A 24667-nucleotide genomic window follows, 5' to 3' on the forward strand; every position below is an offset into this window, starting at 1 on the left:
GGCGCCTGCACAGGAGAACGGCGCAAGCTAGACAGAAGCCGGCCCCCTGCGTAAGTTCGCCATCATGACAAAAGATGTCGATGATCCGCCAAGCCTGCGCTTCGATCCCAGCGGCACCGCCTTTGTCCTCGATCCGGCGCGGCCGGTGCTGGCGCATGGGCGCGACCTGGCGGCGGGCGCGCATGTCGCCCCCCATGCCCATCCGCGCGGCCAGCTTCTGTGGGCGGCCGAGGGGCTGTTGCGGCTGGGCGCCGAGGACGGGGTCTGGCTGGTGCCGCCCGGCTTCGGCATCTGGATCCCCGGCGGCACGCGGCACGAGATGCGGGTGGTCTCGCGTCCCGGCACCGGGGCGCGGACGCGCAATCTTTACGTCGATCCCTCCTGCCCGGTGCGGCCCGCGGGGCGGGGATGCGAGGTGCTGCCGATCTCGGCCCTGCTGCGCGAGGTGGTCCTGCGCATGGCGGCCGAACGGGACGCCGGCCGCCTGGCCCGGCTAGGCGCGGTGGCGCTGGACGAGATCGCGGCGGCGCAGCCCGCGCCCCTCGACCTGCCCGGCGGGCAGGATCCGCGGCTGCGGCGGCTGACGGCGCATCTGGGCCGCCATCCCTCGGACCCGCGGCCGCTGCCGCTGCTGGCGGCCGAGGCCGGGGCCAGCCCCCGCACGCTCGAGCGGCTATTCCGGGCTGAGACGGGCCTGTCCTTTCGCGACTGGCGCAGCCGGGTGCGGCTGCTGGCCGCCATCGCGCGCCTTGAGCGGGGCGAAAGCAGCACCACCATCGCGCATTCGCTGGGCTATCGCAGCGCCAGCGCCTTCGTCGCGGCCTTTCGCAGCCATTTCGGCGCGCCGCCGCAAAGCTATCTGCGCAACCGCGCCAGCCGTCCGCCGGAGAGCCGGCAGCCCTGACGGGCCGCCGCCTAGTCCACCGGGCGGATCAGTTTTCTTTCCAGCACGCGCAACACGGTGGGCAGGTCGTGGCCGCGCTTGAGAATGCGCCCGTCCATGCCGATCACCGCGTATTGGCCCTGCGCATTGCGCAGCCTGGGACGCTTTTCGATGCGATAAAGCGGATGTTCGGCCGCGCGGCGAAAGATCGAGAAGACCGCCATGTCGCGCAGGAAGGACATGGCATAGTCGCGCCACTCGCCCGCCGCGACCATGCGGCCATAGAGGGACAGGATGACACCCAGTTCGGCCCGGTCGAAGGCCACGCGATCATGTTCGGACGGGAAACCGAAGGGCGCATTCATCATGAAGGAATGGTGACACCGCCCCGGCGCGCAGGCAACGAAAAAGGGCGGCCCCGCGCCGGGCCCCGCGCGATTCTGGCCTAAAGACCCGCCCGCCGGCGCCCGGCCATGCGCGCCAGCGTGCCGTCGCGCCACATGCCCTCGTGCACGCCGACCATGACGACATGGCCCGCGATCAGCGCCAGAAGCAGCCAGGCCAGTTCGCCATGCAGCGCCTCGCCCGCGCTGACCATCCAGACGATCGGCGGCTGCTGGGCCGGGAAGATCTCGAATCCGAAGGGGGCAAAGGCACGCTCGCCGCCATAGGCGCGCAGCAGGGCCGCGACCGGCATCACGACCATGACCAGGTACAGCGCCAGATGGCCCAGCCGCGCCGCCAGCCCCTGGAAGCCGGGCCCGTGATCCGGCCGACGGCCGTGGTTCGCCAGCGCCCAGCCCACCCGCAGGACGATCAACAGGAACAGCACCGTCCCCACCGGCTGATGCGAGCCGACGAAAAAGGACACCAGCGGCGTGCGCCCCAGCACCGCCCGCAGCCCCATGCCCAAGAACTGCCACAGCATCAGCGCGGCGATGCTCCAATGCAGCAGGCGCGTCACCTGCCCGTAAACCCGTTCGGTATCGCGCCAGGGCAGGGATCTGGAGGGCATGGTTCCGCGCACAAAGTTGACTAAATTCCTTAGCGACATTATGGCCATGGCCGCAGACGGGCAAGGCCCGCAATCCGGTGCCTGGGGTAACATGGTTGTCAGCGCGATCCTTTCCTTACGATTTCTCCCTTCCCGGCCGCGGCGGACCTGACATGGATACGCGTCACGACATCCCGGCCGAGACCGGCTGTCCCCTGACCGAGGCGCAGGAGGGGCTGTGGTATGTCCAGGCGCTTGACCCGCAGAACCCGATCCTGAACACCGGGCAATATCTGGAACTGACCGGCCCGCTGGACCCCGACGCGCTGGCCCAGGCCGTGCAGCGCACCATCGCCGAGACCCCGGCCCTGGCGCTGCGCTTCGCAGCCGGGCCCCAGGGGCCGCGGCAATGGGTCGGCCTGCCGCCGATGCTGGGCTTTGCCGATCTCTCGGCCCAGCCCGATGCCGAGGCGCAGGCCCTGGCACAGATGCGTGCCGACAGCCGGCGCCCGCTGGACCTTGGCTGCGAGCCGGCAGGGGCGCTGACCCTGTTCGCCCTGGGCCCCGAACGGCACCTGCTATACGAACGCATACACCACCTGGCCATCGACGGCTATGGCATGGTGCTGGTGACGAACCGCATCGCCGCGCATTACGCCGCGCTGGTGGCCGGGGCGCCCGTGCCCGAGCCCTTTGGCCCGCTGTCGCTGGCGGCCGAGGAGGACGCGGCCTGGCGCGCCTCGCCCCGCCGGCAGGCCGACCGCGACTGGTGGCATGCCGAACTGGCCGGCTTGCCCGAGGTCGCCGGACTGGCGCCGGGCCGCGCGGTCAGCGGGCCCGATTTCCTGCGCGACACCCGCATGCTGCCCCAGGCCCTGCTGGATCGGCTGGCGGGCTATGCCGCCCGGCACCGGCTGGGCTGGCCCGATGTGCTGAATGCGCTGACCGGCGCCTATCTGGCGCGCTGGACCGGGGGCGAGGCGGTGATCGGCCTGCCCTTCATGGCGCGGATGGGCCGCAAGATCGCGCAGGTGCCCTGCATGGCGATGAACGTGCTGCCGCACCGGCTGCGGCTGGACGAGGACGCGCCCCTGCCCGAATGGCTGGCCGCGCAGTCGAAACGCATGGCGCAGGGCCGCCGCCGCGGCCTTTACCGCAGCGAGCTTCTGCGCCGCGAGCTGGGACTGGTCGGCGGCACCAGGCGGCTTTATGGGCCGCTGGTGAACGTGCAGCCCTTTGACAAGCCGCCGGAATTTCCGGGGCTCGACTGCCGGCTGCATATCCTCGGCGCCGGCGCGGTCGACGACCTGACGCTGACCTTCCGCGGCGATCCGGCCGCGGGCATGATCTTCGAGGTGGACGCGAATCCCGCTCTCTATACGCCCGAGGAGGTGCGCGGCCATGGCGACCGGCTGGTCGCGTTTCTGGAGGCCGCGCTGGCCGCCGAAACCCTGGCCGAGGTGCCGACCGCAAGCCCGGCCGAGATCGCCGCGGCAAAGGCGCGGGCCGAGGCGACCCGCCATCCCCTGCCCGACACCACGCTCACCGCGCTGATCGCGGCGCAGCTTGCCGCCACGCCCGCGGCGCCGGCCGTCAGCTTTGGCGCCGAGAGCCTGAGCTTTGCCGATCTCGACCGCCGCAGCGCCGCCCTGGCCGCGCGGCTGCAAGACCTTGGCGCCGGCCCCGACCGCATCGTCGCCGTGGCGCTGGAGCGATCACTGGAACTGCCCCTCGCGCTGCTGGCGATCCTGCGCGCCGGCGCGGCCTATCTGCCCCTGGACCCTGCCCATCCGCCCGAGCGCATCGCCCGCATCCTGGCGCAGGCCCGGCCGGTGGCGGTGCTGGCCACGGCCGACCTTGCCGGGCTGTTCCCGGCCGGCACCGAGCTGCTGCTGCCCACCGACTGGCCCGCCGAGGGTCGGCCCACGGGGACGCCGCAGCCGGGCGACCTGGCCTATGTGATTTTCACCTCGGGCTCGACCGGCGAGCCCAAGGGCGTGGCCGTCGAGCATCGCGCCATCGTCAACCGGCTTTTGTGGATGCAGGCACATTACGGCATCGCTTCGGACGACCGCATCCTGCAAAAGACCCCGGCGACCTTCGATGTCTCGGTCTGGGAGTTCTTCCTGCCGATGATGGCCGGGGCCGAACTGGTCATGGCGCCGCCCGGCGCGCATCGCGATCCCGCCGCCATCGCCCGGCTGATCCGGGACCGCGCCATCACCACCTGTCATTTCGTGCCGTCGATGCTATCGGCCTTCCTGGCCTCGCCCGCCTCGCAGGGGCTGGCGATGCGCCGGGTGTTCTGCTCGGGCGAGGAGCTGACGGCGGATCAGCGCGACCGCTTCCACGCCCGCATCCGGGCCGAGCTGCACAACCTCTATGGCCCGACCGAGGCGGCGGTGGACGTGAGCTATTGGCCCGCCGGGCCCGAGGATCGCGCCAACCCCATCCCCATCGGCTGGCCGGTCTGGAACACGGCGCTGGAGGTGCTGGACGACCGCATGCGCCCGGTGCCGCCGGGCCTGGCCGGGCACCTGTATCTGGGCGGCGTGCAGCTGGCGCGCGGTTATCTGGGCCGGGCGGACCTGACGGCGGAACGCTTCATCGACGCGCCCCAGGGCCGGCTTTACGCGACCGGCGACCTGGCGCGGCTGCGGCTGGACGGGGCGGTGGTCTATCTTGGCCGCTCGGACCATCAGGTCAAGATCCGCGGGCTGCGGGTCGAGCTGGGCGAGATCGAGGCGGCGATCATGGCCACCGGCCTTGCCCGCGAATGCGTGGTGATCGCGCGCGAGGACCATGCCGGAGAAAAGCGCCTCGTCGCCTATCTGGTGCCGGCGGCGGACTGGCGACCGGGGCTGCTGGCCGAGCGGCTGGCGGCTGGCCTGCCCGCCTATATGCTGCCCGCGGCCGAAGTGGCGCTAGAGTCGCTGCCGGTCACGTCGAACGGCAAGCTGGACCGCAAGGCGCTGCCGGCGCCGGCATTCGCCGCCTCGGGCCGGGCGGCCGAAAGCGCGACCGAGCGCCTGCTGGCGCGGCTTTACGCCGAGATCCTGCACCTGGACGCCCCCGCCCCGGCCGAGGCGGATTTCTTCGCGCTGGGGGGAGATTCGCTGTCCGCCGTACGGCTGGCGCAGGCGCTGGAGGCCGAGACGGGCCGCGATCCCGGCCTGGGCACCATCTTCGAGCAGCCGGTGCTTGCCGCGCTGGCCGCGGCGCTGGACGCGCAGGCACCCCGCGACGACGGGCTGGGCCCCTTGATCCTGCTGGCCGAGGGCGATGCCCAGGCCGCGCCGCTGTTCCTGATTCACCCGGCCGGCGGGCTTGCCTGGGGTTATCGCGGCCTGGCACGGCGCATCGCGCCCAGCCGGCGGGTCTGGGGGCTGCAACATCCCGGCCTGGACCCGGCGGTGCCGATGCCGGAAAGCCTGGCCGCGCTGGCGCAGGACTATGCGCAGCGCATCGCCGCGCTGGCGCCGCGGGGCCAGGTGCATCTGGCCGGCTGGTCGGTCGGCGGCATCCTGGCGCAGGAAATCGCCGCGATCCTGGCGGAAGCCGGCCGCGAGTCCGGCCTGGTCGCCATGCTGGACAGCTATCCCTGCGACGCCTGGCGCGACGAGCCCGAGCCGGACCCGGTCGCCGCCCTGCGCGCGCTGCTGGCCATTGCCGGCTACGACCCCGAGGCGCATCGCGAGCTGGACACACGCGAGGCGGTGGTGGCCTTCCTGCGCCGCGGCGACAGCGCGCTGGGGGCGCTGCCGGCGCAGGTACTGGACGGGGTGGTGCGCACGGTGACCGGCACCAACCGGCTGATCCGCGGCCATCACCATCGCCGCCTTGCCGGCACGATCACGCATTTCCGCGCCGCCCGCGACCACAAGGACCGCACGCTGACGCCCGAAATGTGGGCGCTCTATGCCGAGGGGCTGGAGGTCATCGACTTGCCCTTCCTGCATGCCGAGATGACCTCGGCCGAGGCCACGGCCCTGATCGCGCCGGAGCTGGTCAAAAGGCTGGCCGAGGGCTGACCGGCCGGCGCCGTCCCGGCCCTGCCCCCGACCGGCGCGCGGGCCGGCGGCGGCTGCGGGCGGGCCAAGGCCAATGCGACGAGGCCGCAGACTAGCCCGCCGATCAGCCCGCCCAGGCCCAGCAGGACGTCATCCGCATCCGGTCCCGGCACGGCCATGGCCGGAGGCGAAGGCGGGACGAGGCCCGGCACCCCCGGCTGCACCTGCGCGACGCCCAGCCCGCACAGCACCAGGCCCAGCAGGACAAGCGCATATCTGGCGAACACCATCCCCGTCTCCGTTCTTGCCTGCGGCCACAGCAGCACAAGAAGATTGAGATCCGGTTAATCCGCCGTTGCAAAGGGCAGGACCAGCGGGAACGAGCCCGCCAGGGTCTGGATATGGATCAGCCCCGGCAGCACATGCAGCTGCGCGCGATGGCCCGGATGGCGGGCCAGATCGGCGACGAATTGCATCGTGGCGGGCGCCGGTCCGTCCGGCGGCGGGCCGTCGCTGCCCGAGCGCTTCTCGCGGTCGCCCAAGGCCACCAGCAGCGGCAGCGAGGCGGGCGCGGCCTCTTGCGCCACGCGGCGGATCAGCGCCTCGTCCCACCAGATCGAGGGGCTGATCGCGGCATGGCGGGCAAAGCCCTGCGGCCGCGCCAGCAGCGCGTAAAGCGTGAACAGCCCGCCGAAACTGTGCCCCCAGAGCGTGCGGCGGGCCGGATCGACGGGCAGGCCGGCCTCGGCCGCCTGCCGCAGCGGGCCGGTCAGCCGGTCGTGAAAGATCGCCGCGCCGCCGGCCATGCGGCCTTCGTGGACATGGTCGGGGCGCAACCCGTCGCCCGGCCCGTCCGGCGCGGTGAAGTCCAGCGTCCGCAATTCGCGGGCGAATTGGCGGTCGGTGTCATAGCCGATGCCGACAATCATCAGGCCGGGGGCCAGCGCCAGATGCTCGGGCGTCAGGAAGTCGAAGGCGGCATTGCCGTCCAGCATGTAAAGCACCGGCCAGCCCCTGGCCGGCGCCGGCGCCCTGGGCACCGCCAGGAACAGCCGGTAGCTGGACCCGACCGCCACCACCTTCTGCGACAGCGCATGGGTCGGCGCCCCGGTCTGAAAGATGCGCAGTTCGGCCTGTTTCCTGGCGTGATCCGGCCCGACCTGTCCAAGCTGCGACATGATGCGACAATTCCCCCTGTTCACAAAGCCCTGCATCCTTGCCGGCGTTAGTTGACAAGGACGGTCAGGAATATAGGTTGCCCGCTGACCGAAGCCAGCCCTGATCGGGGTCAGCCAAAGCGAGTCCTGGTCTGTTTTCAAGGAGTTTCTCATGGCATATCCATCGCGCCCCGCACTTCGCGCCCTGCTGGGGGCCTCGGCGCTTGCGCTTTCGGTGATCGCGGGCCCCGTCCTGGCCGAAACCGTCTTTACCAAGCCGCTGGTCGAGTTCGCCGGCCGGGTCAGCGCCGGCGGCGTCGATCGCGCCCCGGTCCACAAGGGCGGCAAGGCGGTGATCGAGGGCCAGAACCTGATCCCCGGCCAGACCGTCACGCTGATGCGCGGCACCACCACGCTGAACGCCGAGCCGATCACCGTCGATGCCGAGGGCGGGTTCAGCTTTGCGCTGGATGTCGACGCCGAGGCCGAGACCGGCTTGCAGCCCATCGTGGTCGTCACCGAGAACCCGGCCTCGGCCGAGGTGGTCGAGCTGAAGGTCTCGCCCGAGGTGGCGGTCGCGGGGACCGAGAAACTCGCCGTCGCCAGCGAGCCGGTGGTGCGCGGTCTTTACCAGGTGAAGTTCAGCGAGGCTGCGAATGCCGCATTCGTGACCAGCGCGGTCGGCCGGCCGCCAGTCAAGGAATCGAAGCTGGTCAAGATCAATGCCGAGACGCTGAAGATCGAGGCCGAGGCGACCCCCGGCGCCGCGCCCGCCCGTCCCGATGGCAGCGACGGCGGCGTCTTCGCGGTCTATGGCATCGATGTCGACGAGGCGAACGGCCATGTCTGGGTGACCAATACCCGCCAGGACACGGCGGCGGTCTACAAGCAGTCCGACCTGTCTCTGGTCAAGCAGTTCGAGCCGGGCGCCGTGCCCCATGCCCGCGACGTGGTGGTGGACGAGGCCAACGGCCGCGCCTATGCCAGCGCCACCGGCACGCCCGAGATCAAGGTCTTCGACACCAAGACGCTGGAACCGCTGGAGCCGATCACCATCCAGTCGCAGATCCGCGGCGAGGAGTTCTCGACCATGGCGCTGGACATCGACGAGGCGGGCGGCAAGCTGGTGACCGTCAGCCTGTCCACGCCGGAGGCGGCGGTGGTCGACCTGGCCTCGGGCGAGGTCAAGGTGATCCCGCTGCCCGGCACCAAGGCCGCCTCGGGCGTGGCCTACGACCCGCAGGAAGGGCTGATCTTCGTCGCCTCGCAGGCCACCGACAACCTGCTGATCGTCAAGGCCGAGACCGGCGAAGTCCTGCATGACGTGGCCGTGGGCGCCGGTCCGCTGAACGTGGCCTTCGAGCCGGTCGGCCGCCTGGCCTATGTCGCCAATCGCGGCGCCGGCACCATCGCCGTGGTCAGCCCCGAGGGCGAGATCGTCGCCAATCTCGACGCCGGCAGCTATCCGAACCAGCTGCGCGCCGACGGCAAGGGCAATGTCTGGGCGGTCAACAAGTCGCGGGGCGAGGACGACGAGGCGGGCGACCGCATCTGGCGCATCACCCCCGCCACGGAGTAAGAGGGCCTCGACCCTGCCGGGGCGTTCGCGCCCCGGCGCATGAGCCAACGGACCCGCCATGACCCTGACCCGCCCGCTGCTTGCCGCCTTTACCCTGATCGCCTCGCTTGGCGTTGCCGCAGCGGATGTGGTGGCCACCGACATCCTGGGGCGCGAGGTGCATCTGCCCGAGCCCGCCCGCCATATCGTGCTGGGCGAGGGGCGGCACCTGTCGGTGCTGGGCCTGATGCACGACGATCCGGTGGCGCTGGTTTCCGGCTGGCGGCTGGACAAGGCGCTGGACGAGCCGACCATGCAGGCTTACCGCGAGAAATTCCCCGACATCGACCAGATCCGCCCGGTCGGCTCGGGCAATCGCGACATCTCGGCCGAGGCGATCATCGCGCTGCATCCCGACCTGGTGGTGCTGACGCTGATCGACCAGAACGATCCCGGCATGGAGGTCGCCCGCCAGCAGATCGAGGCGGCGGGCATTCCGGTCGCCTATGTCGATTTCTTCTCGCACCCGCAGGAGAACTCGATCCCCAGCCTGCGCATCCTGGGCAAGCTGACCGGCGCCGAGGATCGAGCCGAGGAATTCGCCAGCTTCTACGACAGCCGGCTGGCCCGCATCCGCGACCGGCTGGCCGAGCCCGGCATCGCCCGGCCGCGCGTGTTCTTTCACGTCCATGCGGCGCCGCAGAACTGCTGCTCGACCGTCGGCAGCGGGGTGTTTCACGACTTCATCACCACGGCCGGCGGGCAGAATATCGGCCATGACACCGTCAAGGGCGTGCTGGGCAATGTCAGCCTGGAATACCTGATCGGCGCCGACCCGGATGTCTATATCGCCACCGGCGGTACGCATATGGCGGCGCGGGGCGGGCTGGTTCTGGGCTCGGGCGTGGATGCCGAAACCGCGCAGGCCAGCTTTCAGCGGCTGATCGCGGCATCAGGCTTTGCCTCGCTGCGCGCGGTGGAGCAGGGGCGCACGGCCGGCGTCTGGCACCTGTTCAACGATTCGCCCGTGCATATCGCGCTGATCGAATACCTGGCCAAGACCTTTCATCCCGAGCTGTTCCAGGACGTCGATCCCGCCGCCACGCTGGCCGAGATCAACGCCCGCTTCTCACCCGTCATCGTGCCGGGGACTTGGTGGGTGACGCCGGAACAATGAGCGACGCGACGCTGCAACGCTATCACCGGCAAGGCCGGCGCAACACCCTTCTGGTGGCGGCGCTGGGCCTTGCTGCGCTGGCGGCGCTGCTGCTGGACCTTGTAACCGGCCCCGCCGGCCTGCCGCTGGCCGAGACGCTGCGGGCGCTGGCCGGCGGCGAGGTGGCCCGCGGCACCCAGGTCATCGTCTGGGACGTGCGCCTGCCCGTGGCCTGCATGGCGCTGCTGGTCGGCGCGGCGCTGGCGCTGGCCGGGGCCGAGATGCAGACCGTGCTGGAGAACCCCTTGGCCGAGCCCTTCACGCTGGGCGTGTCGTCCTCGGCCGCGCTTGGCGCCGCGGTGGCGATCGTGCTGGGCCTGACCCTGCCCGGCCTGCCGGCGGTCTGGAGCGTCTCGGGCAACGCCTTCCTGTTCGCGCTGGGTGCGCTGGGGCTCTTGCAACTTCTGGGCCGCATCCGCGGCGGCGGCCCCGAGGTGCTGATCCTGTTCGGCGTGGCGCTGAACTTCACCGCCGCCGCGCTGCTGTCCTTGCTGCAATTCGTCGCCTCGGCCGATGCGCTGCAACAGCTGGTGTTCTGGACCATGGGCAGCCTGGCCTCGGCGCAATGGCCCGGCGTAGTGATGATCGGCCTGGTGCTGCTGGTCTCGGTGCCGTTTTCGTTCCGCGCGGCCTGGAAGCTGACCGCGCTGCGGCTGGGCGAGGACCAGGCGAAAAGCTTCGGCGTCGACGTGGCCGGGCTCAGGCGCTGGACGCTTTTGCGGGTCAGCCTGCTGGCCGCCGCGGCCGTGTCCATGGTCGGCGTGATCGGCTTTGTCGGCCTGGCCGGGCCGCATATCGCCCGCATGCTGGTCGGAGAGAACCACCGCGTCTTCCTGCCCGCCAGCATCCTGACCGGGGCGCTGGTCATGTCGCTGGCCTCGACACTTTCCAAAACATTGGTGCCGGGGGTGCTGCTGCCGGTCGGCCTCGTCACCTCGCTGATCGGGCTGCCGATCTTTTTCGCGCTGATCCTGCGCGGCAGGCGGCGCTGATGCAGGGGCTGCTGGCACAGGGCATCTCGGTGCGCTACGGCGCGCGCAGCGTGCTGACAGGCCTGGACCTGCCCTTGCTGCGGCCGGGCGAGGTCACGGTGCTGGCCGGGCCGAACGCCGCCGGGAAATCCACGCTGCTGCGCGCCATCGCCCAGTTGCAGCCGCATGGCGGGCAGGTGCTGCTGGATGGGCACGACCTGGCCCATGTGCCGATGCGCGACCGCGCCCGGCTGATCGGCTTCATGCCGCAAAGCCTGCCGTCAGGCTCGTCCCTGGTGGCGCTGGAAAGCGTGATCGCGGCGCTGCGCGCGGGCGAGACCCTGGGCGCGCGCCAGGCCGATGCCGCCGCCATGGCGGTGCTGGACAAGCTGGGGATCGGTTCGCTGGCGCTGGAACCGCTGTCGGCCTTGTCGGGCGGACAGCGGCAAATGGTCAGCCTGGCGCAGGCCATCGTGCGCGACCCGCGCCTGTTGCTGCTGGACGAGCCGACCAGCGCGCTGGATCTGGCGCGGCAGGTGCGGCTGCTTTCCGAACTGCGGCGCCTGGCGGGCGAGGGGCGCATCGTCGTCGCCGTGCTGCACGACCTGGCGCTGGCGGCGCAATGGGCCGACCGCATCGTGCTGATCCACGGCGGCCACACCCATGCCGAAGGCAGACCGGAACAGGTGCTGACCCCGCAGCTTCTGGCCCAGGTCTATGGCGTCGAGGCGCGGGTCGAGCGTTGCTCGCGCGGGCGCATCATGGTGCTGATCGACGGCGAACACGCGCCGGGCTGACCATCTCCCGGTGCAAGGCGCTTGCCGCAGAAAGCGCCGCGGCCTTCAATTCGCCCGTTGCCGCGAGCGAAAGGGCAAGGGCGCGACGGGAATGCCGTCCTCCAGCAGCTTGCGGGCCTCTTCCAGCCTCGCCTCGCCATGGATCGCGCGCTCGGGCGCCAGGCCCTCGTGCATGGCGCGCGCCTCGGCGGCAAAGGACATGCCGACGTAATCCGAGTTTTCCTCGACATGGCGGCGCAGCCTTTCCAGCGCCGCCTCATGGTCGTTGCGGGGGCTGTGCAGATCGGGGGCCTCGTCGCGGCTCTGCGCCACGCGCGGCGCCATCAGCGCCTTGTCCACCTGGGCCGAGCCGCAATGCGTGCACGTGACCTGCCCCGCCGCGCGCAGGCTTTCGAACCCGTCCGAGGACCGGAACCAGCCATCGAAGTCATGGCCTTTTTCACAACGCAGGGCATAGCGGATCATCTCGGCTCCTTTCCCTTTAAATATCGGGCCGCGCAGGGGCTTATGCAAGCCCGCGCCGGGCCAGGGCCGCGATCCGTCCGATCAACGTGGCGGGATTGCCAGCCCGCGCCAGAAGCAGCGCCCGCGCCGCCGCGCCCATGCGGCGCTGCCCCCCGGCATCCCGCGCCAGGGCGGCCAGCGCCTGCGGCAGGCCCGCCGCATCGCAGCCCTGCGCCGCGCCGGCCGCGGCCAGATCGGCATAGTCGCCGGCATGGTTGGCGACATGCGGCCCGTGCAGGACGGCGCAGCGCCAGGCGGCGGGCTCCCATGGCGTATGGCCGCCGTGATCGGCAAAGGAACCGCCGGTGATGCAGATGCCGGCGGCGTGATACCATTGCGCCATCTCGCCCAGCGTATCGGCCAGCAGCACCGGCGCGCCAGGCCCGCCGCCCCGGCTGCGACGCGCATATTCCAGCCCCCGCGCGGCGATCAGCGCCGCCACGGCATCGCCGCGCTCGGGATGGCGCGGCGCCAGGATCAGCCGCAGGCCCGGCACCGCCTCGCGCGCCGCCGCCCAGGCATCCAGCATCAGCGCATCCTCGCCCTCATGGGTCGAGGCCGCCAGCACGGTGCGCGCGCGCTCCGGCCCGTCCTCGCCCGGCTCGACCCGGGCAGGGGCCAGCAGCTTCAGGTTCAGCCGCGGCGTCAGCGCGCCCGCCCGCAGCCCCAGCGCCAGCAGCCGCGCCTCGCTGCCTGGATCCTGCGCCGACAGCGCGTCGATGCGGGCCAGCATCGGCCCGATCAGCCCCGGCAGCCGGCGCCAGCGCGCCGCCGAGCGTGCCGAGATGCGCGCGCCCACCACGACCTGCGCCACGCCCCGCGCCGCCGCCATGGCCGAGCGGTTGGGCCAAAGCTCGTTCTCGACCGTGACCAGCACGGCGGGCCGAACCCGGTCCAGAAAGCGGCCCACCGCCTGCGGCACGTCCAGCGGCGCCAGCGCGCAAGGATGGCCCAGCCGCCGGGCCAGGTCGCGCCCGGTCAGGCTGTTGGTCGTCACCACCAGGGGAAAGTCCGGCGCCAGCGCCTCGGCCAGCACGCGGGCCGAGTTCAGCTCGCCCACGCTGGCCGCATGCAGCCAGATCCCGCCCGGCGCGACCGCGGGGCCGGACAGCGCCAGCCGTTCGCGCCAATCCGCCCCGGCCAGCGGCGCGGCCAGGCCCAGCGCCCCGCCGGCCAGCGCCGTGGCGCCGCGCCAGATCAACGCAGCGCGGCCTCGGCAGCCTCGCGGATGGCGCGGATGTTCTCGCCGTAAGGGGCACTGTTCGACACCGAGCCGCCGCGGAACACGGCCGAGCCGGCGACCAGAACATCCGCCCCCGCCGCCGCGACCAGCGGCGCGGTGGTGGGATCGACCCCGCCGTCGATCTCGATATGCACCGGCCGGTCGCCGATCATGGCGCGCAATTCGCGCACCTTCTCGACCTGGCTGTGGATGAACTTCTGCCCGCCGAAGCCGGGGTTCACCGTCATCACGCAGATCAGGTCGACATCGTCCAGCAGCGGCCGCGCGGCTTCCGCCGGGGTGCCGGGGTTCAGCGCCAGCCCGGCCCTGGCGCCGGTGCCGCGAATGGCCTGAAGCGTGCGGTGGACATGCGCCCCGGCCTCGACATGGGCGGTGATGATGTCGCTGCCCGCCTCGGCGAAGGCCTCGATATAGGGATCCACCGGGGCGATCATCAGGTGCACGTCCATCACGCCGCGGATATGCGGCCGGATCGCCTTGCACATCGCGGGACCGAAGGTCAGGTTCGGCACGAAATGCCCGTCCATCACATCGACATGGACCCAGTCGGCGCCCTGGTCCTCGACCGCGCGGCATTCCTGGCCGAAATTGGCGAAATCCGCGGAAAGGATGGAAGGCGCGATCTTGATGCGGCGGTCGAACGTCATGTCTGGCTCCCTGCAATGCCCCTGGTCCCGGTTATCGTCCCGGCCGGGCGGCCGTCAACAGGCCTGAAGGTCGCATTTCACCGTTTCCCAAATACCCCGCGGGGGTCCGGGGGCGCGAAGCCCCCGGCTTCCCCCCTTGGGCTTTCCGCCGCAGGGCCTATATTGGGGCCAAGGCGCCAGGCCGCAGCCGGCCCCCGCGCATCCCTATTCCGAAGGACTTCCAATGACCGAAACGAAGGAAATTTCCTGGGACGACTGCATGCTGCCCTTCCAGCTGGAACGCTCGGACATGCGCGGCCGCGTCGCGCGTCTCGGGCCCCTGCTCGAACACATCCTGTCGCGCCACGACTACCCGGTCCCGGTCAGCGCCATGGTGGCGGAACTGACCACGCTCGCCGCGCTGATCGGCCAGACCATCAAGCTGCGCTGGAAGCTCTCGCTCCAGGTGCGCGGCAACGGCGCCATCCGCACCATCGCCACCGACTATTACGCCCCCGAGACCGAGGGCGGCCCCGCCCGCATGCGTGCCTGGGCCAGTTTCGACGCCGAGCGGTTGCAAGACGGTCTGCCCGGCTTCGACCAGCTCGGCCAGGGCTATTTCGCGGTGCTGATCGACCAGGGCGAGGGCACGACCCCCTACCAGGGCCTGACGCCGCTGGCCGGCGGTTCGCTTGCCACCTGCGCGCAGACCTATTTCGAACAGTCCGAACAGCTGCCGACCCGGTTCGAGCTGACGGTGGGCCGCGCGCGGCTGCCCGGCCAACACCAGGAACATTGGCGCGCCGGCGGCATCATGCTGCAGACCCTGCCGGCCGGCAGCCATGCCGGGCCCGAGGGCGGCGACCTGCAATCCGCCGACATCCTGCAGGGCGCGCAATCCGAGGACTGGAACCGCGCCACCACGCTGATGGCCACGGTCGAGGCGATGGAACTGGTCGATCAGGCCCTGCCCTTGCCGAACCTGGTCTTCCGCCTGTTCCACGAGGAGGAGCTCGCGGCCTTCGCCGCGCAGCCGCTGGTCTTCGGCTGCTCCTGCAATGCCGAGCGGGTGCGCAGCACGCTGTCGATCTATTCGGCCAAGGACATCGGCCACATGACCAACGAGGACGGCATCGTGACCGCCGATTGCCAGTTCTGCGGCGCACATTACGAATTCGACCCCAAGAGCCTGGGCTTCGAGGCAGAGATCGATGCCGAGGGCAATCCCCTGCCCAAGGGCGGGACCGGGGAAAGCCGGGCCGCGCTTTGATGGGAACGATCCGCGAGAGATTGGCGCGGGCCCTGTCGGAAAGGACGGGGCCCTCGTCGGATTTCGACTTCGGCGGCGCCCCGCCGGGCGAGGTTGCGCTGCGCCCGGCCGGCGTGCTGGCCGGTTTCGACGCGGTGGACGGCCGGCTGATTCTGACCAAGCGTGCCTCCAGCCTGCGCCACCATCCCGGCCAGATCGCGCTGCCCGGCGGCAAGGTCGATCCCGGCGATGCCGACGAGGTCGCCGCCGCCCTGCGCGAGGCGCATGAGGAGGTGGGCCTCGATCCCGCCCGGGTCGAGGTGCTGGGCACCATGCCGCCGCATCGCACCATCACCGGTTTCGCCATGACCCCGGTGCTGGCGCTGATCCACGGCCCCTTCACCCCGATCCCCGAGGCCGGAGAGGTCGAGGAAGTGTTCACCGTCCCCTTCGCCCATGTCGCCGATCCGGCCAGTTACCACATCGAGGGCCGGATCTGGCGCGGCGCGCGGCGGGACTATTATGTCGCCTCCTGGGGCCCCTATTATATCTGGGGCGCCACCGCCCGCGTGCTGCATTCCCTGGCGACAAGGCTTTCCGCATGACCCGGCTGACCGCGCCTTTCCTGGACGACCCGGCCCTGGAGCAGGTGCTGGCCGCGCTTTCCGCGGGCGGCGCCCAGGCATTGATCGTCGGCGGTGCGGTCCGAAACGCGCTTCTGGGCGAGCCGGTGGCGGATGTGGACATCTCGACCTCGGCCCGGCCCGAGGAGACCGTGCAACTGGCCGAGGCGGCCGGCCTGCGCTCGGTGCCCACCGGCATCGAGCATGGCACCGTCACCGTCATCGCCGATGGCCGCGGCTTCGAGGTCACCAGCTTTCGCCGCGACGTGGAAACCGATGGCCGCCGTGCCGTCGTGGCCTATTCCGACCGCATCGAGGACGATGCGCGGCGGCGCGACTTCACCATGAACGCGCTTTACGCCACCGCCTCGGGCGAGGTGCTGGACCCGGTGGGCGGCCTGCCCGACCTGGCGGCGCGCCGGTTGCGCTTCGTCGGCGACCCGCGCGCGCGCATCGCCGAGGACTATCTGCGCATCCTGCGCTTCTTTCGCCTGCTGGCCTGGTATGGGCGCGAGGCCGACCTGCACGCGCTGGCCGCCTGCCGCGAATTGCGCCAGGGGCTTGCCGGCATCTCGAAGGAACGCATCGGCCACGAGATGCGCAAGCTGCTCGACGCCCCCGACCCGTCCCACGCCGTGGCGCTGATGGCCGAGGCGGGGGTGCTGCCGCTGGTCCTGCCCGGCGCGGATGCCAGCGACCTGCCGGAACTGGTCGAGATCGAGCGGGAATACGGCACCGGCGCCCTGCCCTGCTGGCCGCGCCGGCTGGCGCTCTTGGGCGCGCCGAACCCGGCCGAGGCGCTGCGCCTGTCGCGGGACGAGGCCCGCACCCAGGACCGGATCGCGCAGGCGCTGACCATGCCCGCGCCCGCCGCCGCCTATCGCCTGGGCCGCGCCAGCGCCGCGCAAGCGGTGCTGATCCGCGCCGCCCGCGGCGACAGGCCCGCCTTCGGCTGGTGCCACGAGCTTGCCCGCGGCGCCGGGGCAAAATTCCCGCTGACTGCCCGCGACCTGATGCCGGACCTGTCCGGACCTGCCCTGGGCGAGGCGCTGCGCCGGGCCGAGGACGCCTTTGTCGAAAGCGATTTCACCCTGCCGCGCGAGGCGCTGCTGCGGATCGCCCTGCAACAGGAGGCCCGCGCCTGATGCATGATTTCTTCGCCCGCATGATCGACGCCTTCCGCCCGGCGGACGGCCCGCCGCCGCGCAGCCTGCTGGCCTTTTTCCGCTGGTGCCTGTCGGGCGCATGGCCGGGGCTGACGCTGGCCGCGGTGGCCTCGGCGCTGGGAGGCATCGCCGACGTGGTCTCGGCCGTGCTGCTGGGCTGGGTGGTGGATGCGGTGGTCTCGACCCCCGTGGACCGGATCTGGGCGGACCAGGGCGGGCTGATCCTGGGCTTTGCCGCCTTCTTCCTGCTGATCCGCCCGGCGATCTTCGGGCTTTCGACCGCCAGTTCCAGCGTCATCATCGGGCCGAACATCCTGCCCCTGGTGCTGTCGCGGCTGCATCGCTGGACCATGGGCCATGCGGTGACCTTCTTCGACAACGATTTCGCCGGCCGCATCGCGCAAAAGCAGATGCAGACCGCCCGCGCCGTGACCGATGTGGCGACCGAATTCGTCAACGTGGTGGCCTTTGCCCTGGCCTCGGTAATCGGCTCGGCCGCCTTCCTGGTCTCGGTCGACGGCTGGGGCGCGCTGGCGCTGATGGTCTGGCTGGGCTCCTACGTGCTGCTGATCCGCTTCTTCCTGCCGCGCATCCGCACGCGCTCGGCCAGCCGGGCCTCGGCGCGGGCCATGGTGACGGGTCAGGTCGTGGACACGATCACCAATATCAAGACCGTCAAGCTTTTCGCCCATGCCGAGCACGAGGACCGCGCCGCGCTTGGCGCCATGGCCGGCTTTCGCGAACGCGCGCTGGATTTCGGCCGGGTCAGCACCTGGTTCCGCCTGTCGCTGATGACCATTGCCGGCGCGCTGCCGGTGATCCTGGTCGGCGGCACCATCCTGCTGTGGCGGCAGGGCATGGCCACGGCGGGCGACATCGCCGCCGCCGGCGCCATCGCCATGCGGCTGGCGCAGATGACCGGCTGGGTCAGCATGGCGCTGATGGGGGTCTGGGGCTCGATCGGCGAGGTCGAGGACGGCATGAAGACCCTTGCCCCGCCCCATGCCCTGACCGATGCGCCCGATGCCGTCACCCTGGGCCGGGTCCAGGGCCGCATCGACTTCGACCACGTGGATTTCGCCTATGGCCGCGGCGAGGGGCAAAGCAATGGCGGCGGCATCATCGACCTGGACCTTCATGTCGCGGCGGGCGAAAAGCTGGGCATCGTCGGCGCCTCGGGGGCGGGGAAATCCACCATGGTCTCGCTGCTCTTGCGGCTTTACGACGTGGAGGGCGGCGCGGTCCGGGTGGACGGCCATGACGTGCGCGCCGTGACGCAGGAAAGCCTGCGCCGCAACATCGCCATGGTCACGCAGGAAACCGCCATGTTCAACCGCTCGGCGCGCGAGAACATCCTCTACGGTCGCCCCGACGCGACCGAGGACGAGATCGTCGCCGCAGCCAAGGCCGCCGAGGCGCATGAGTTCATCCTCAAGCTGCGCGACCACATGGGCCGCACCGGCTATGACGCGCATCTGGGCGAGCGCGGCGTCAAGCTGTCCGGTGGCCAGCGCCAGCGCATCGCGCTGGCCCGCGCGCTCTTGAAGGACGCGCCGATCCTGGTGCTGGACGAGGCGACCTCGGCACTGGACAGCGAGGTCGAGGCGCAGGTCCAGGACGCGCTGCACCGTGCCATGCGGGGCAAGACCGTGCTGGCCATCGCGCACCGGCTTTCGACCATCGCCGAACTGGATCGCATCGTCGTGCTGGAATCCGGCCGCATCGTCGAACAGGGCAGCCATGCCGAACTGCTGGCGCTCAATGGCACCTATGCGCGCTACTGGAACCGCCAGTCGGGCGGCTTCCTGGGCACCGAGGAAGACGAGGACACCACCGAGGCCGCCGAGTGACCACCTGGACCGTCGAGCGGCTGGGCCGCAAGGGCGATGGCGTGGCCATCGCGGGAGAGAGCCGCGCGCTGGCCGCGCTGACCCTGCCCGGCGAGGTGATCGAGGGCGAGGCCGAGGCCGGCCGCATCGCCAGCCCGCGCATCGTGACGCCTGCGCCCGAACGGGTGCGGCCGCCCTGCCCGCATTACCGCGCCTGCGGCGGCTGTTCGCTGATGCATGGCTCGGACGATTTCGTGAAGGCATGGAAGGTCGGCGTGGTGACCGAGGCGCTGCGCGCGCAGGGGCTTTGCGCGCCCATCGCCGGGGTGCATGTCTCGCCGCCGCGCTCGCGCCGGCGCGCGGTTCTGTCGGGGCGGCGCACGAAAAAGGGCGCGCTCGTGGGCTTTCACGCCCGCGCCTCGGAGGTGATCGTGGACATCGCCGACTGTCACGTGCTGCGCCCGCGGATCCAGTCCGCTCTGCCGCTGTTGCGGCGGCTGGTGGTCGCCGGCGCCTCGCGTTCGGGCGAGTTGTCGCTGACCGTGACCGAGACGCCGGCGGGCCTGGACCTGGCCGTCACCGGCGGCAAGCCGATGCAGCCGGCGCTGTTGCAGGCCCTTGCGGCATTGGCGGATGAAGGCGACCTGGCGCGGCTCAGCTGGGACGGGCAGCCGATCACTCGCCGCCCGCCGGCGCTGGCCATGGGCCGGGCGCGGGTGGTGCCGCCGCCAGGCAGCTTTTTGCAGGCCACCGCCGAGGGCGAGGCCGCGCTGCTGGCCGCCGTGCGCAGCATGGTCGGCGGCGCCGGGCGGGTGCTGGACCTGTTCGCGGGCTGCGGCACCTTTTCGCTGCCGCTGGCCGAGACGGCCGAGGTCCATGCCGTCGAGGGGCTGGCCGCGCCCTTGCAGGCGCTGGATGCCGCCGCCCGGCAGGCGCCGGGCCTGCGCCGAATCACGACCGAGGTCCGCGACCTGGCGCGCCGGCCGCTGCTGCCCGACGAGCTTGGCTATGACGCAATCGTGATCGACCCGCCCCGCGCCGGGGCCGAGGCGCAGGCGCACGAGATCGCCCGCGCGCAGGTGCCCATGCTGGCCTGGGTCAGCTGCGACCCGGTCACTTTTGCAAGGGATGCGCGGATTCTCGCCGAGGGCGGCTATGCGATCGAACGGCTTTTCGTGGTCGACCAGTTCCGCTGGTCACCGCATGTCGAGACCGTGGCGGAAATTCGCCGACGCTAGCGAAATTTTAATCTCTGTGGTATTTCATAACAAAACGAAGCGCATAGCGCACACAGAGGGCAGTGATGATTCGGGCAATACGCGCATTTTTCGCGGTTGTCGCAGTAGCCGTCTTGGCAAGCTGCGGCGGGGGCGACAGCCTGCAACCCAGCAAGACCTATCAGGGGCCGCCGATCACGCAGATCGTGGTCAAGAAGGCCGACCGCAAGATGTATCTGGTCAGCGGCAAGGAGGTCGTCAAAAGCTACAAGATCGACCTCGGCAACCAGCCTCTGGGCCACAAGCAATTCGAAGGCGACGGCCGCACGCCGGAGGGCCTGTATTTCATCGACCGCTTCAACCCGCGCAGCCGCTATCACCTGTCGGTCGGCATCTCCTATCCTTCGGCGCAGGACGTGGCCAATGCGGCGGCGCGTGGCCAGCGGCCGGGGGGCGACATCTTCATCCACGGCCTCGGTCCCGAAGGGCGGGCGCTGAACCGGCCGGACTGGACCGCCGGCTGCATCGCCGTCACCGACGAGGAGATCGAGGAGATCTTCACCATGCTGCGGCCGGGCGTGCCGATCTTCATCTATCCCTGACGCCATCCCTGACACCGCCGAACGATGACCCAGGCCCCGCGCATCGGCGCGGGGCCTTGCCATGTCGGAAGGCCGGGACGGCAGCAAGCCGGGCGACCAGCGCCGGCCGGCATCAGGCTGACGCATCCGCCATGGACAACGCCATGGGCCTTTCCGGCGGCTGCACCGCAGGGCGGTCCGGCAGGCAAGCGAACGAGCAGACGAGCAGACGAACAGACGAGCGCGCAGGGTGAACCGGCGCGTCGCGGCAAAGCAATGGGTTGCACCCGGACGATTCCTGCCTTTAGGTAAAAAATTGACTGAATCACTTGGTTATTATCAGTCGCGTCTTCACCCATTCCCGGAGATCATCCATGAGATCGCTACTCGCCCCCGCCCTGCTTGCCGCCACCTTCGTCGGCACCGGCGCACAGGCCCAGGACTTCGGCTATGAAGCATTCGAGCCTTCCGTGAACCATATCGACCTGGAGACCTGCCCGGCACGGGTGACGGCCGAGAAGGTCTTTTGCCGCGCCACGCTTCTGCATGACACCGTCTATGTCTATGTCTTCGAGGACCGCAACGAGATGAAGTTCGTCGAGATGCTGGCCTTCGAGGCGGGCGAATACGAGATCACCTTCAAATAGGATCCCGGCCGGCAGGGTCCGGGGAACCGCGGCGGCTGCGGCGCGGCACCCGGCGGGATCGGGCCCGCGACAGCATTTGCAGGCCCGTCTCGGCCGGCCATGGCAGCGCCCGGCATCGGGCGCCGCATGATCGCATCGTTCCTGTTCGCGAACCGGCATGCGCCGCTGTTGCGGCGCGCGGCGGCAACGGCCTTGACCAAGTGCCGCCTGTCGGCCGGACATGCAGCACCCGGCATCCTTGCTTCGGCCCTCTCGGCGAACCGGCATGCGCCGCCGACGGCCCTGATCGGGCTTCGTCGGCTGGCCGAGCGGCCGGAAAAGCGCGGCCCGCAAAAGGCCGCGCCGCGTTGTCAGATGCCGGCGCCCGAGGCAAAGCCCCCGGCCATGGCCATCGGCGCACCGGCCGCGCCGGTGATCAACACCCACCAGATCTTGCCCGAGGGTTCCTGGTACCAGCCGATGCCGAACTCCGTGGCGCGCGGATCCATGATGACGTCGCGGGTGTCGCGGGTCTGCATCCAGGCGTTCAGGGTGGTGATCTCGTTTTCGTAGGTCTCGGAGATGTTCTCGCCGATCAGATGGCCCATATAGCCCTGGCGCCGCACCCGCTCCAGCGGCGATGAGCCGTCCGAGCCGAAATGCCAGGCCCGGTTCTGCGCCGCCATGTCGCGGGCATGGACCTTGGCGGCCGCATCCAGCGCGGGGCTCTGCATCATGGCGGGCGCCGCGACATTGGCGCGCAGCGCGTTGATCTGGCCCAGGACGCGGCCGGGGATCTGCGCCTCTTCGCGCGGGGTGATGCGATAGGCCGTGGGCAGCGGCTGGCCGTCGGGGCCCAGTTGCGGCTGAGGCTGCTGGCAGGCCGCAAGGGCCAGCACCGACACAAGCGCCAGGGTGGAAAGTTTCAGCATGATGTCCTGTCCCCAAGGATGTTTGCGCCAGCCATACAAAAGCGCAACCGCCGCTTCAAACCCAAGATTGCGTGAGCGCAACAGCCTGCGACTGTGTTGCGACAATGACGCTTGTTTGAATTGCAAGGCGTCCGCGGCAGGCGTAAATCCCCGTTCCAGCAAGACCTCTTTCGCACATTCGGGCAGAGAAGGCCGCAGGAAGCGGTCCGTCACATATCAGGAGCGACACATGATCACGCCGAAGAAACCGGTCTCGCGCCGGACATTTCTGACCGCCTCGGTGGCGATGGGCGCGGCAGGGCTGGCGGCCCCGGCCATCGCGCAATCCTTCGACCCCTATACCGGCCAGCCCTTGCAGGGCACGGCGGGCGGCGCCACCCCGGATGCGGGTATGGTGCAATACGATGCCGGACAGGATTCGCGGCGCAACATCTCCAGCTTCCGCATGCAGGACTGGCAGCCCTATTTCAGCAGCCTGACCAATGGCGCCATCCTGGTCGACCTGACCTCGCGCGCGCTGCATTACTGGTCCGAGGACCAGTCGGTCTACAAGCTGTTCCCGACCTCGGTCCCGGTCAGCGCCGACCTGACCCGCACCGGCCGCACCGAGATCATCAAGAAGGTCGAGGGCCCCAGCTGGGCGCCCACCCCCGAGATGAAGAAGCGCAACCCCGAATGGCCGGATTTCGTGCCGCCGGGGCCGGACAACCCCTTGGGCACCCATGCGCTGTGGCTGAGCTGGCAGTATTACCGCATCCACGGCACGCATGACACGCGCAAGATCGGCCGCAAGTCCTCGAACGGCTGCATCGGCCTTTACAACGAGCATATCAAGCAGCTCTACGACCTGACCAAGATCGGCACCCAGGTGCTGCTGATCTGACCCGGCCGGGACAGGAACGACCGCTACGGTGAAGGTTTTCCGATGCGGGCCGCGGCATGAGGGTGCCCCTGGTGCGGGGTCGGGCCGCGTTGGAAAACCTCCCAAGGCGGAAGCCGCGGGGGTCTTGGATCAGGCTAGGGGTAAAGCGCGCAAAGGGACGGGACGACGGATTTATCCGGAGTGCGGCTGATGGCGTTCCAGGCACCTGATACGATCGCAAACCCGGCCGATGATCTCGACAAGGGCTGTGCGGTTTGGAGTTTCTGCCGCCTCGTGCCGTGCTGGCAATGAACAAGCACGCGCTGTTGGGACCGGGCCTGCGGTCTGTGGCCGGTGCTGTTTCGTGACGGACGACGGGCGATATGTCATGCGGCCTGTTCCCTCGGTGGCGCGCACGACATCGGTGTCTGTCCCCGCCTGAAGATCTCGATGATGCGCATGACACCGCCGCAGGAGGGGCATGGTGAGCGGGGCGATCTCGGGCTTTGGCTCTGGAACGGCGACCTGTTCAGACTGCTGGACGCAGAGCAAGGCGCGGATCTTGGTGATATTGGCCTTGCGAGCCGAACTGGCCAGCAGGCCGGAATGCCGGATGCGGTGGAAGCCATCGGGCAGGACATGGATCAGGACGCGACGGATGAACTCGGGCGTGGCCAGCCGCATGACTTTTTGCCGGTCGCCGGATTCGATGCGGTAATCCTTCCAGCGAAAGGCGACGGCATGGGCATCGGCGCTGACCAGACGCGCGTTGGAAATGGCGACGCGGTGCGTGTAGCGGCTGAGATAGGCCAGCACGGCCTCGGGTTCTCCGAAGGGCGGCTTGGCATAGATCACCCATTCGGATTGTCGGAACGGGGCACGTCAGGCGGTGAAGGTGCGCGCGTCGGCCAACTCGGCAAGATCGCTTAAGAAGACCAACTGACCGGCCCGGTGCAGATCCCTCAGCCCGTCCAGAAACAGGCGTCGGAACAGCCGCGACAGAACCCGCACATGCAGCAAGAACCCGCGCTTGCAGGTGACCCACCTCGTGCCCTCGGGCAACAGGCCGCCGGTCGGAACGATCATGGGGATGTGGGGATGAGTCAGCGCCGATCCCCAGGTGTGCAGCACACTGGTCATGCCGACACGGGCGCCAAGGCGCTTGGGGCCGGCGGCGATGGTCATGACCGTTTCCGCGTTCGGGCATTCCTTCGGACCGATGGCAGTCATGCCCACACCCTTGAACAGCAGCCCGTAGACCGCCCTCTTGTTGCAAGAAGCGATCCGCGCGATCTCGGCCGGAAGGGTGAAGACGGCGTGACCGGGAGCAGATCCTCGGCACGCGCTGCCATCCAGTCGCGCGCCGCCGGTCCCTGGCACCTGGGGCAATGCCGGTTCTTGCAGGAGTTGTAGGCGATAGGGTGATGGCCGCACCTGGCACAACCCGCCACATGCCTGGCCCAAGTGCCTCGGTCCGGCAGGCCTCTATGGCCCCGACGTGACCTTCAGTTGGGTCAGGCTGACATGCCCGGCATTGGCCCGCCGCCACGTGGGACCATGGGCGCGAAAGATGTCAGCGATCTCCAGCGTCAATCGGGACACCCCGTCGTCCGATCACTCCAG

Annotated in this window: 22 protein-coding genes and 1 pseudogene; 14 read left to right on the top strand and 9 right to left on the bottom strand. The window is 70.2% G+C overall.

Going from position 1 to position 24667, the window contains the following annotated elements; genetic code table 11:
* Positions 1–64 precede the first annotated feature (64 nt).
* Positions 65–904, top strand: a complete 840-nt coding sequence (locus tag ACDP63_RS10315; RefSeq protein WP_024843966.1) for an AraC family transcriptional regulator — start codon at positions 65–67, stop codon at positions 902–904.
* Between the two features lie 11 nt (positions 905–915).
* Here ACDP63_RS10315 and ACDP63_RS10320 read toward each other — a convergent pair whose 3' ends face one another.
* Together ACDP63_RS10320 and ACDP63_RS10325 are read right to left on the bottom strand one after the other, a co-directional pair.
* The gene (locus tag ACDP63_RS10320; protein WP_028709762.1) at positions 916–1248 is read right to left on the bottom strand and encodes a DUF2794 domain-containing protein; all 333 of its coding nucleotides are present in this window, start codon (positions 1246–1248) and stop codon (positions 916–918) included.
* Positions 1249–1328: 80 nt separating this feature from the next.
* A complete protein-coding gene (locus ACDP63_RS10325; protein ID WP_024843968.1) occupies positions 1329–1898 on the bottom strand; it encodes a cytochrome b in 570 nt (189 codons plus the stop codon).
* 152 nt (positions 1899–2050) lie between these two features.
* Here ACDP63_RS10325 and ACDP63_RS10330 point away from each other — a divergent pair, with 152 nt between their 5' ends.
* Positions 2051–5908, top strand: a complete 3858-nt coding sequence (locus ACDP63_RS10330; RefSeq protein ID WP_409928019.1) for an amino acid adenylation domain-containing protein — start codon at positions 2051–2053, stop codon at positions 5906–5908.
* Here ACDP63_RS10330 and ACDP63_RS10335 read toward each other — a convergent pair.
* Complete coding sequence (locus tag ACDP63_RS10335; RefSeq protein WP_123130200.1) at positions 5794–6177, bottom strand: hypothetical protein; 384 nt, start codon at positions 6175–6177, stop codon at positions 5794–5796. The genes ACDP63_RS10330 and ACDP63_RS10335 overlap by 115 nt on opposite strands.
* Positions 6178–6231: 54 nt before the next feature.
* Positions 6232–7065 carry an alpha/beta hydrolase gene (locus ACDP63_RS10340; RefSeq protein WP_024843970.1) on the bottom strand — a complete coding sequence of 278 codons (834 nt, stop codon included), beginning with the start codon at positions 7063–7065 and terminating at the stop codon, positions 6232–6234.
* A 151-nt stretch (positions 7066–7216) separates the two neighbouring features.
* Here ACDP63_RS10340 and ACDP63_RS10345 point away from each other — a divergent pair, with 151 nt between their 5' ends.
* The 4 genes from ACDP63_RS10345 to ACDP63_RS10360 are packed head-to-tail and all read left to right on the top strand — an operon-like array spanning position 7217 to position 11586.
* Complete coding sequence (locus ACDP63_RS10345; RefSeq protein ID WP_024843971.1) at positions 7217–8623, top strand: YncE family protein; 1407 nt, start codon at positions 7217–7219, stop codon at positions 8621–8623.
* Positions 8624–8681: 58 nt separating this feature from the next.
* Positions 8682–9779: an ABC transporter substrate-binding protein gene (locus tag ACDP63_RS10350; RefSeq protein ID WP_024843972.1), complete on the top strand. Its 1098-nt coding sequence runs from the start codon at positions 8682–8684 to the stop codon at positions 9777–9779.
* A complete protein-coding gene (locus tag ACDP63_RS10355; protein ID WP_024843973.1) occupies positions 9776–10810 on the top strand; it encodes a FecCD family ABC transporter permease in 1035 nt (344 codons plus the stop codon). The genes ACDP63_RS10350 and ACDP63_RS10355 overlap by 4 nt, the downstream gene beginning before the upstream one ends.
* The gene (locus ACDP63_RS10360) at positions 10810–11586 is read left to right on the top strand and encodes an ABC transporter ATP-binding protein (RefSeq protein WP_024843974.1); all 777 of its coding nucleotides are present in this window, start codon (positions 10810–10812) and stop codon (positions 11584–11586) included. The genes ACDP63_RS10355 and ACDP63_RS10360 overlap by 1 nt, the downstream gene beginning before the upstream one ends.
* 45 nt (positions 11587–11631) lie before the next feature.
* Here the strand turns inward: ACDP63_RS10360 and ACDP63_RS10365 are convergent, their stop codons facing one another.
* From ACDP63_RS10365 to rpe, 3 genes are read right to left on the bottom strand one after another with little or no spacing between them, the layout of a single operon-like run.
* Positions 11632–12051: a DUF1178 family protein gene (locus ACDP63_RS10365; RefSeq protein WP_024843975.1), complete on the bottom strand. Its 420-nt coding sequence runs from the start codon at positions 12049–12051 to the stop codon at positions 11632–11634.
* A gap of 40 nt (positions 12052–12091) precedes the next feature.
* Complete coding sequence (locus tag ACDP63_RS10370) at positions 12092–13291, bottom strand: 3-deoxy-D-manno-octulosonic acid transferase (RefSeq protein ID WP_024843976.1); 1200 nt, start codon at positions 13289–13291, stop codon at positions 12092–12094.
* Entirely contained in the window at positions 13288–13980 is a 693-nt protein-coding gene (rpe, locus tag ACDP63_RS10375; RefSeq protein ID WP_024843977.1) for a ribulose-phosphate 3-epimerase, read from the bottom strand. Before rpe ends, ACDP63_RS10370 begins: the two co-directional genes overlap by 4 nt.
* A gap of 223 nt (positions 13981–14203) precedes the next feature.
* Here rpe and ACDP63_RS10380 point away from each other — a divergent pair, with 223 nt between their 5' ends.
* The 7 genes from ACDP63_RS10380 to ACDP63_RS10410 all read left to right on the top strand — a co-directional run bounded on the left by ACDP63_RS10380 (position 14204) and on the right by ACDP63_RS10410 (position 21271).
* Entirely contained in the window at positions 14204–15229 is a 1026-nt protein-coding gene (locus ACDP63_RS10380; protein ID WP_409928020.1) for an Hsp33 family molecular chaperone HslO, read from the top strand.
* On the top strand, positions 15229–15813 hold the full coding sequence (locus tag ACDP63_RS10385) for an NUDIX hydrolase (protein WP_024843979.1): 585 nt from the start codon (positions 15229–15231) through the stop codon (positions 15811–15813). Before ACDP63_RS10380 ends, ACDP63_RS10385 begins: the two co-directional genes overlap by 1 nt.
* On the top strand, positions 15810–16976 hold the full coding sequence (locus ACDP63_RS10390; RefSeq protein ID WP_024843980.1) for a CCA tRNA nucleotidyltransferase: 1167 nt from the start codon (positions 15810–15812) through the stop codon (positions 16974–16976). The genes ACDP63_RS10385 and ACDP63_RS10390 overlap by 4 nt, the downstream gene beginning before the upstream one ends.
* A complete protein-coding gene (locus ACDP63_RS10395; protein WP_024843981.1) occupies positions 16976–18847 on the top strand; it encodes an ABC transporter ATP-binding protein in 1872 nt (623 codons plus the stop codon). Before ACDP63_RS10390 ends, ACDP63_RS10395 begins: the two co-directional genes overlap by 1 nt.
* Positions 18844–20064 carry a class I SAM-dependent RNA methyltransferase gene (locus ACDP63_RS10400; protein ID WP_024843982.1) on the top strand — a complete coding sequence of 407 codons (1221 nt, stop codon included), beginning with the start codon at positions 18844–18846 and terminating at the stop codon, positions 20062–20064. The genes ACDP63_RS10395 and ACDP63_RS10400 overlap by 4 nt, the downstream gene beginning before the upstream one ends.
* A gap of 65 nt (positions 20065–20129) precedes the next feature.
* Positions 20130–20645, top strand: a complete 516-nt coding sequence (locus tag ACDP63_RS10405) for a murein L,D-transpeptidase family protein (protein WP_024843983.1) — start codon at positions 20130–20132, stop codon at positions 20643–20645.
* A 353-nt stretch (positions 20646–20998) separates the two neighbouring features.
* The gene (locus ACDP63_RS10410; RefSeq protein ID WP_024843984.1) at positions 20999–21271 is read left to right on the top strand and encodes a hypothetical protein; all 273 of its coding nucleotides are present in this window, start codon (positions 20999–21001) and stop codon (positions 21269–21271) included.
* A 350-nt stretch (positions 21272–21621) separates the two neighbouring features.
* On the opposite strand, the gene ACDP63_RS10415 is transcribed toward ACDP63_RS10410, so the two are convergent.
* The gene (locus tag ACDP63_RS10415; RefSeq protein ID WP_024843985.1) at positions 21622–22182 is read right to left on the bottom strand and encodes a CAP domain-containing protein; all 561 of its coding nucleotides are present in this window, start codon (positions 22180–22182) and stop codon (positions 21622–21624) included.
* Between the two features lie 229 nt (positions 22183–22411).
* Between ACDP63_RS10415 and ACDP63_RS10420 the strand changes: the two genes are divergently transcribed.
* Complete coding sequence (locus ACDP63_RS10420; RefSeq protein ID WP_024843986.1) at positions 22412–23065, top strand: L,D-transpeptidase; 654 nt, start codon at positions 22412–22414, stop codon at positions 23063–23065.
* Between the two features lie 365 nt (positions 23066–23430).
* On the opposite strand, the pseudogene ACDP63_RS10425 reads toward ACDP63_RS10420, so the two are convergent.
* Positions 23431–24646: pseudogene (locus ACDP63_RS10425) on the bottom strand (IS91 family transposase).
* Positions 24647–24667: the final 21 nt, after the last annotated feature.

The organism is Paracoccus sp. P2, from assembly GCF_046335115.1.
In the GTDB taxonomy this organism is placed as follows: Bacteria; Pseudomonadota; Alphaproteobacteria; order Rhodobacterales; family Rhodobacteraceae; genus Paracoccus; species Paracoccus pantotrophus.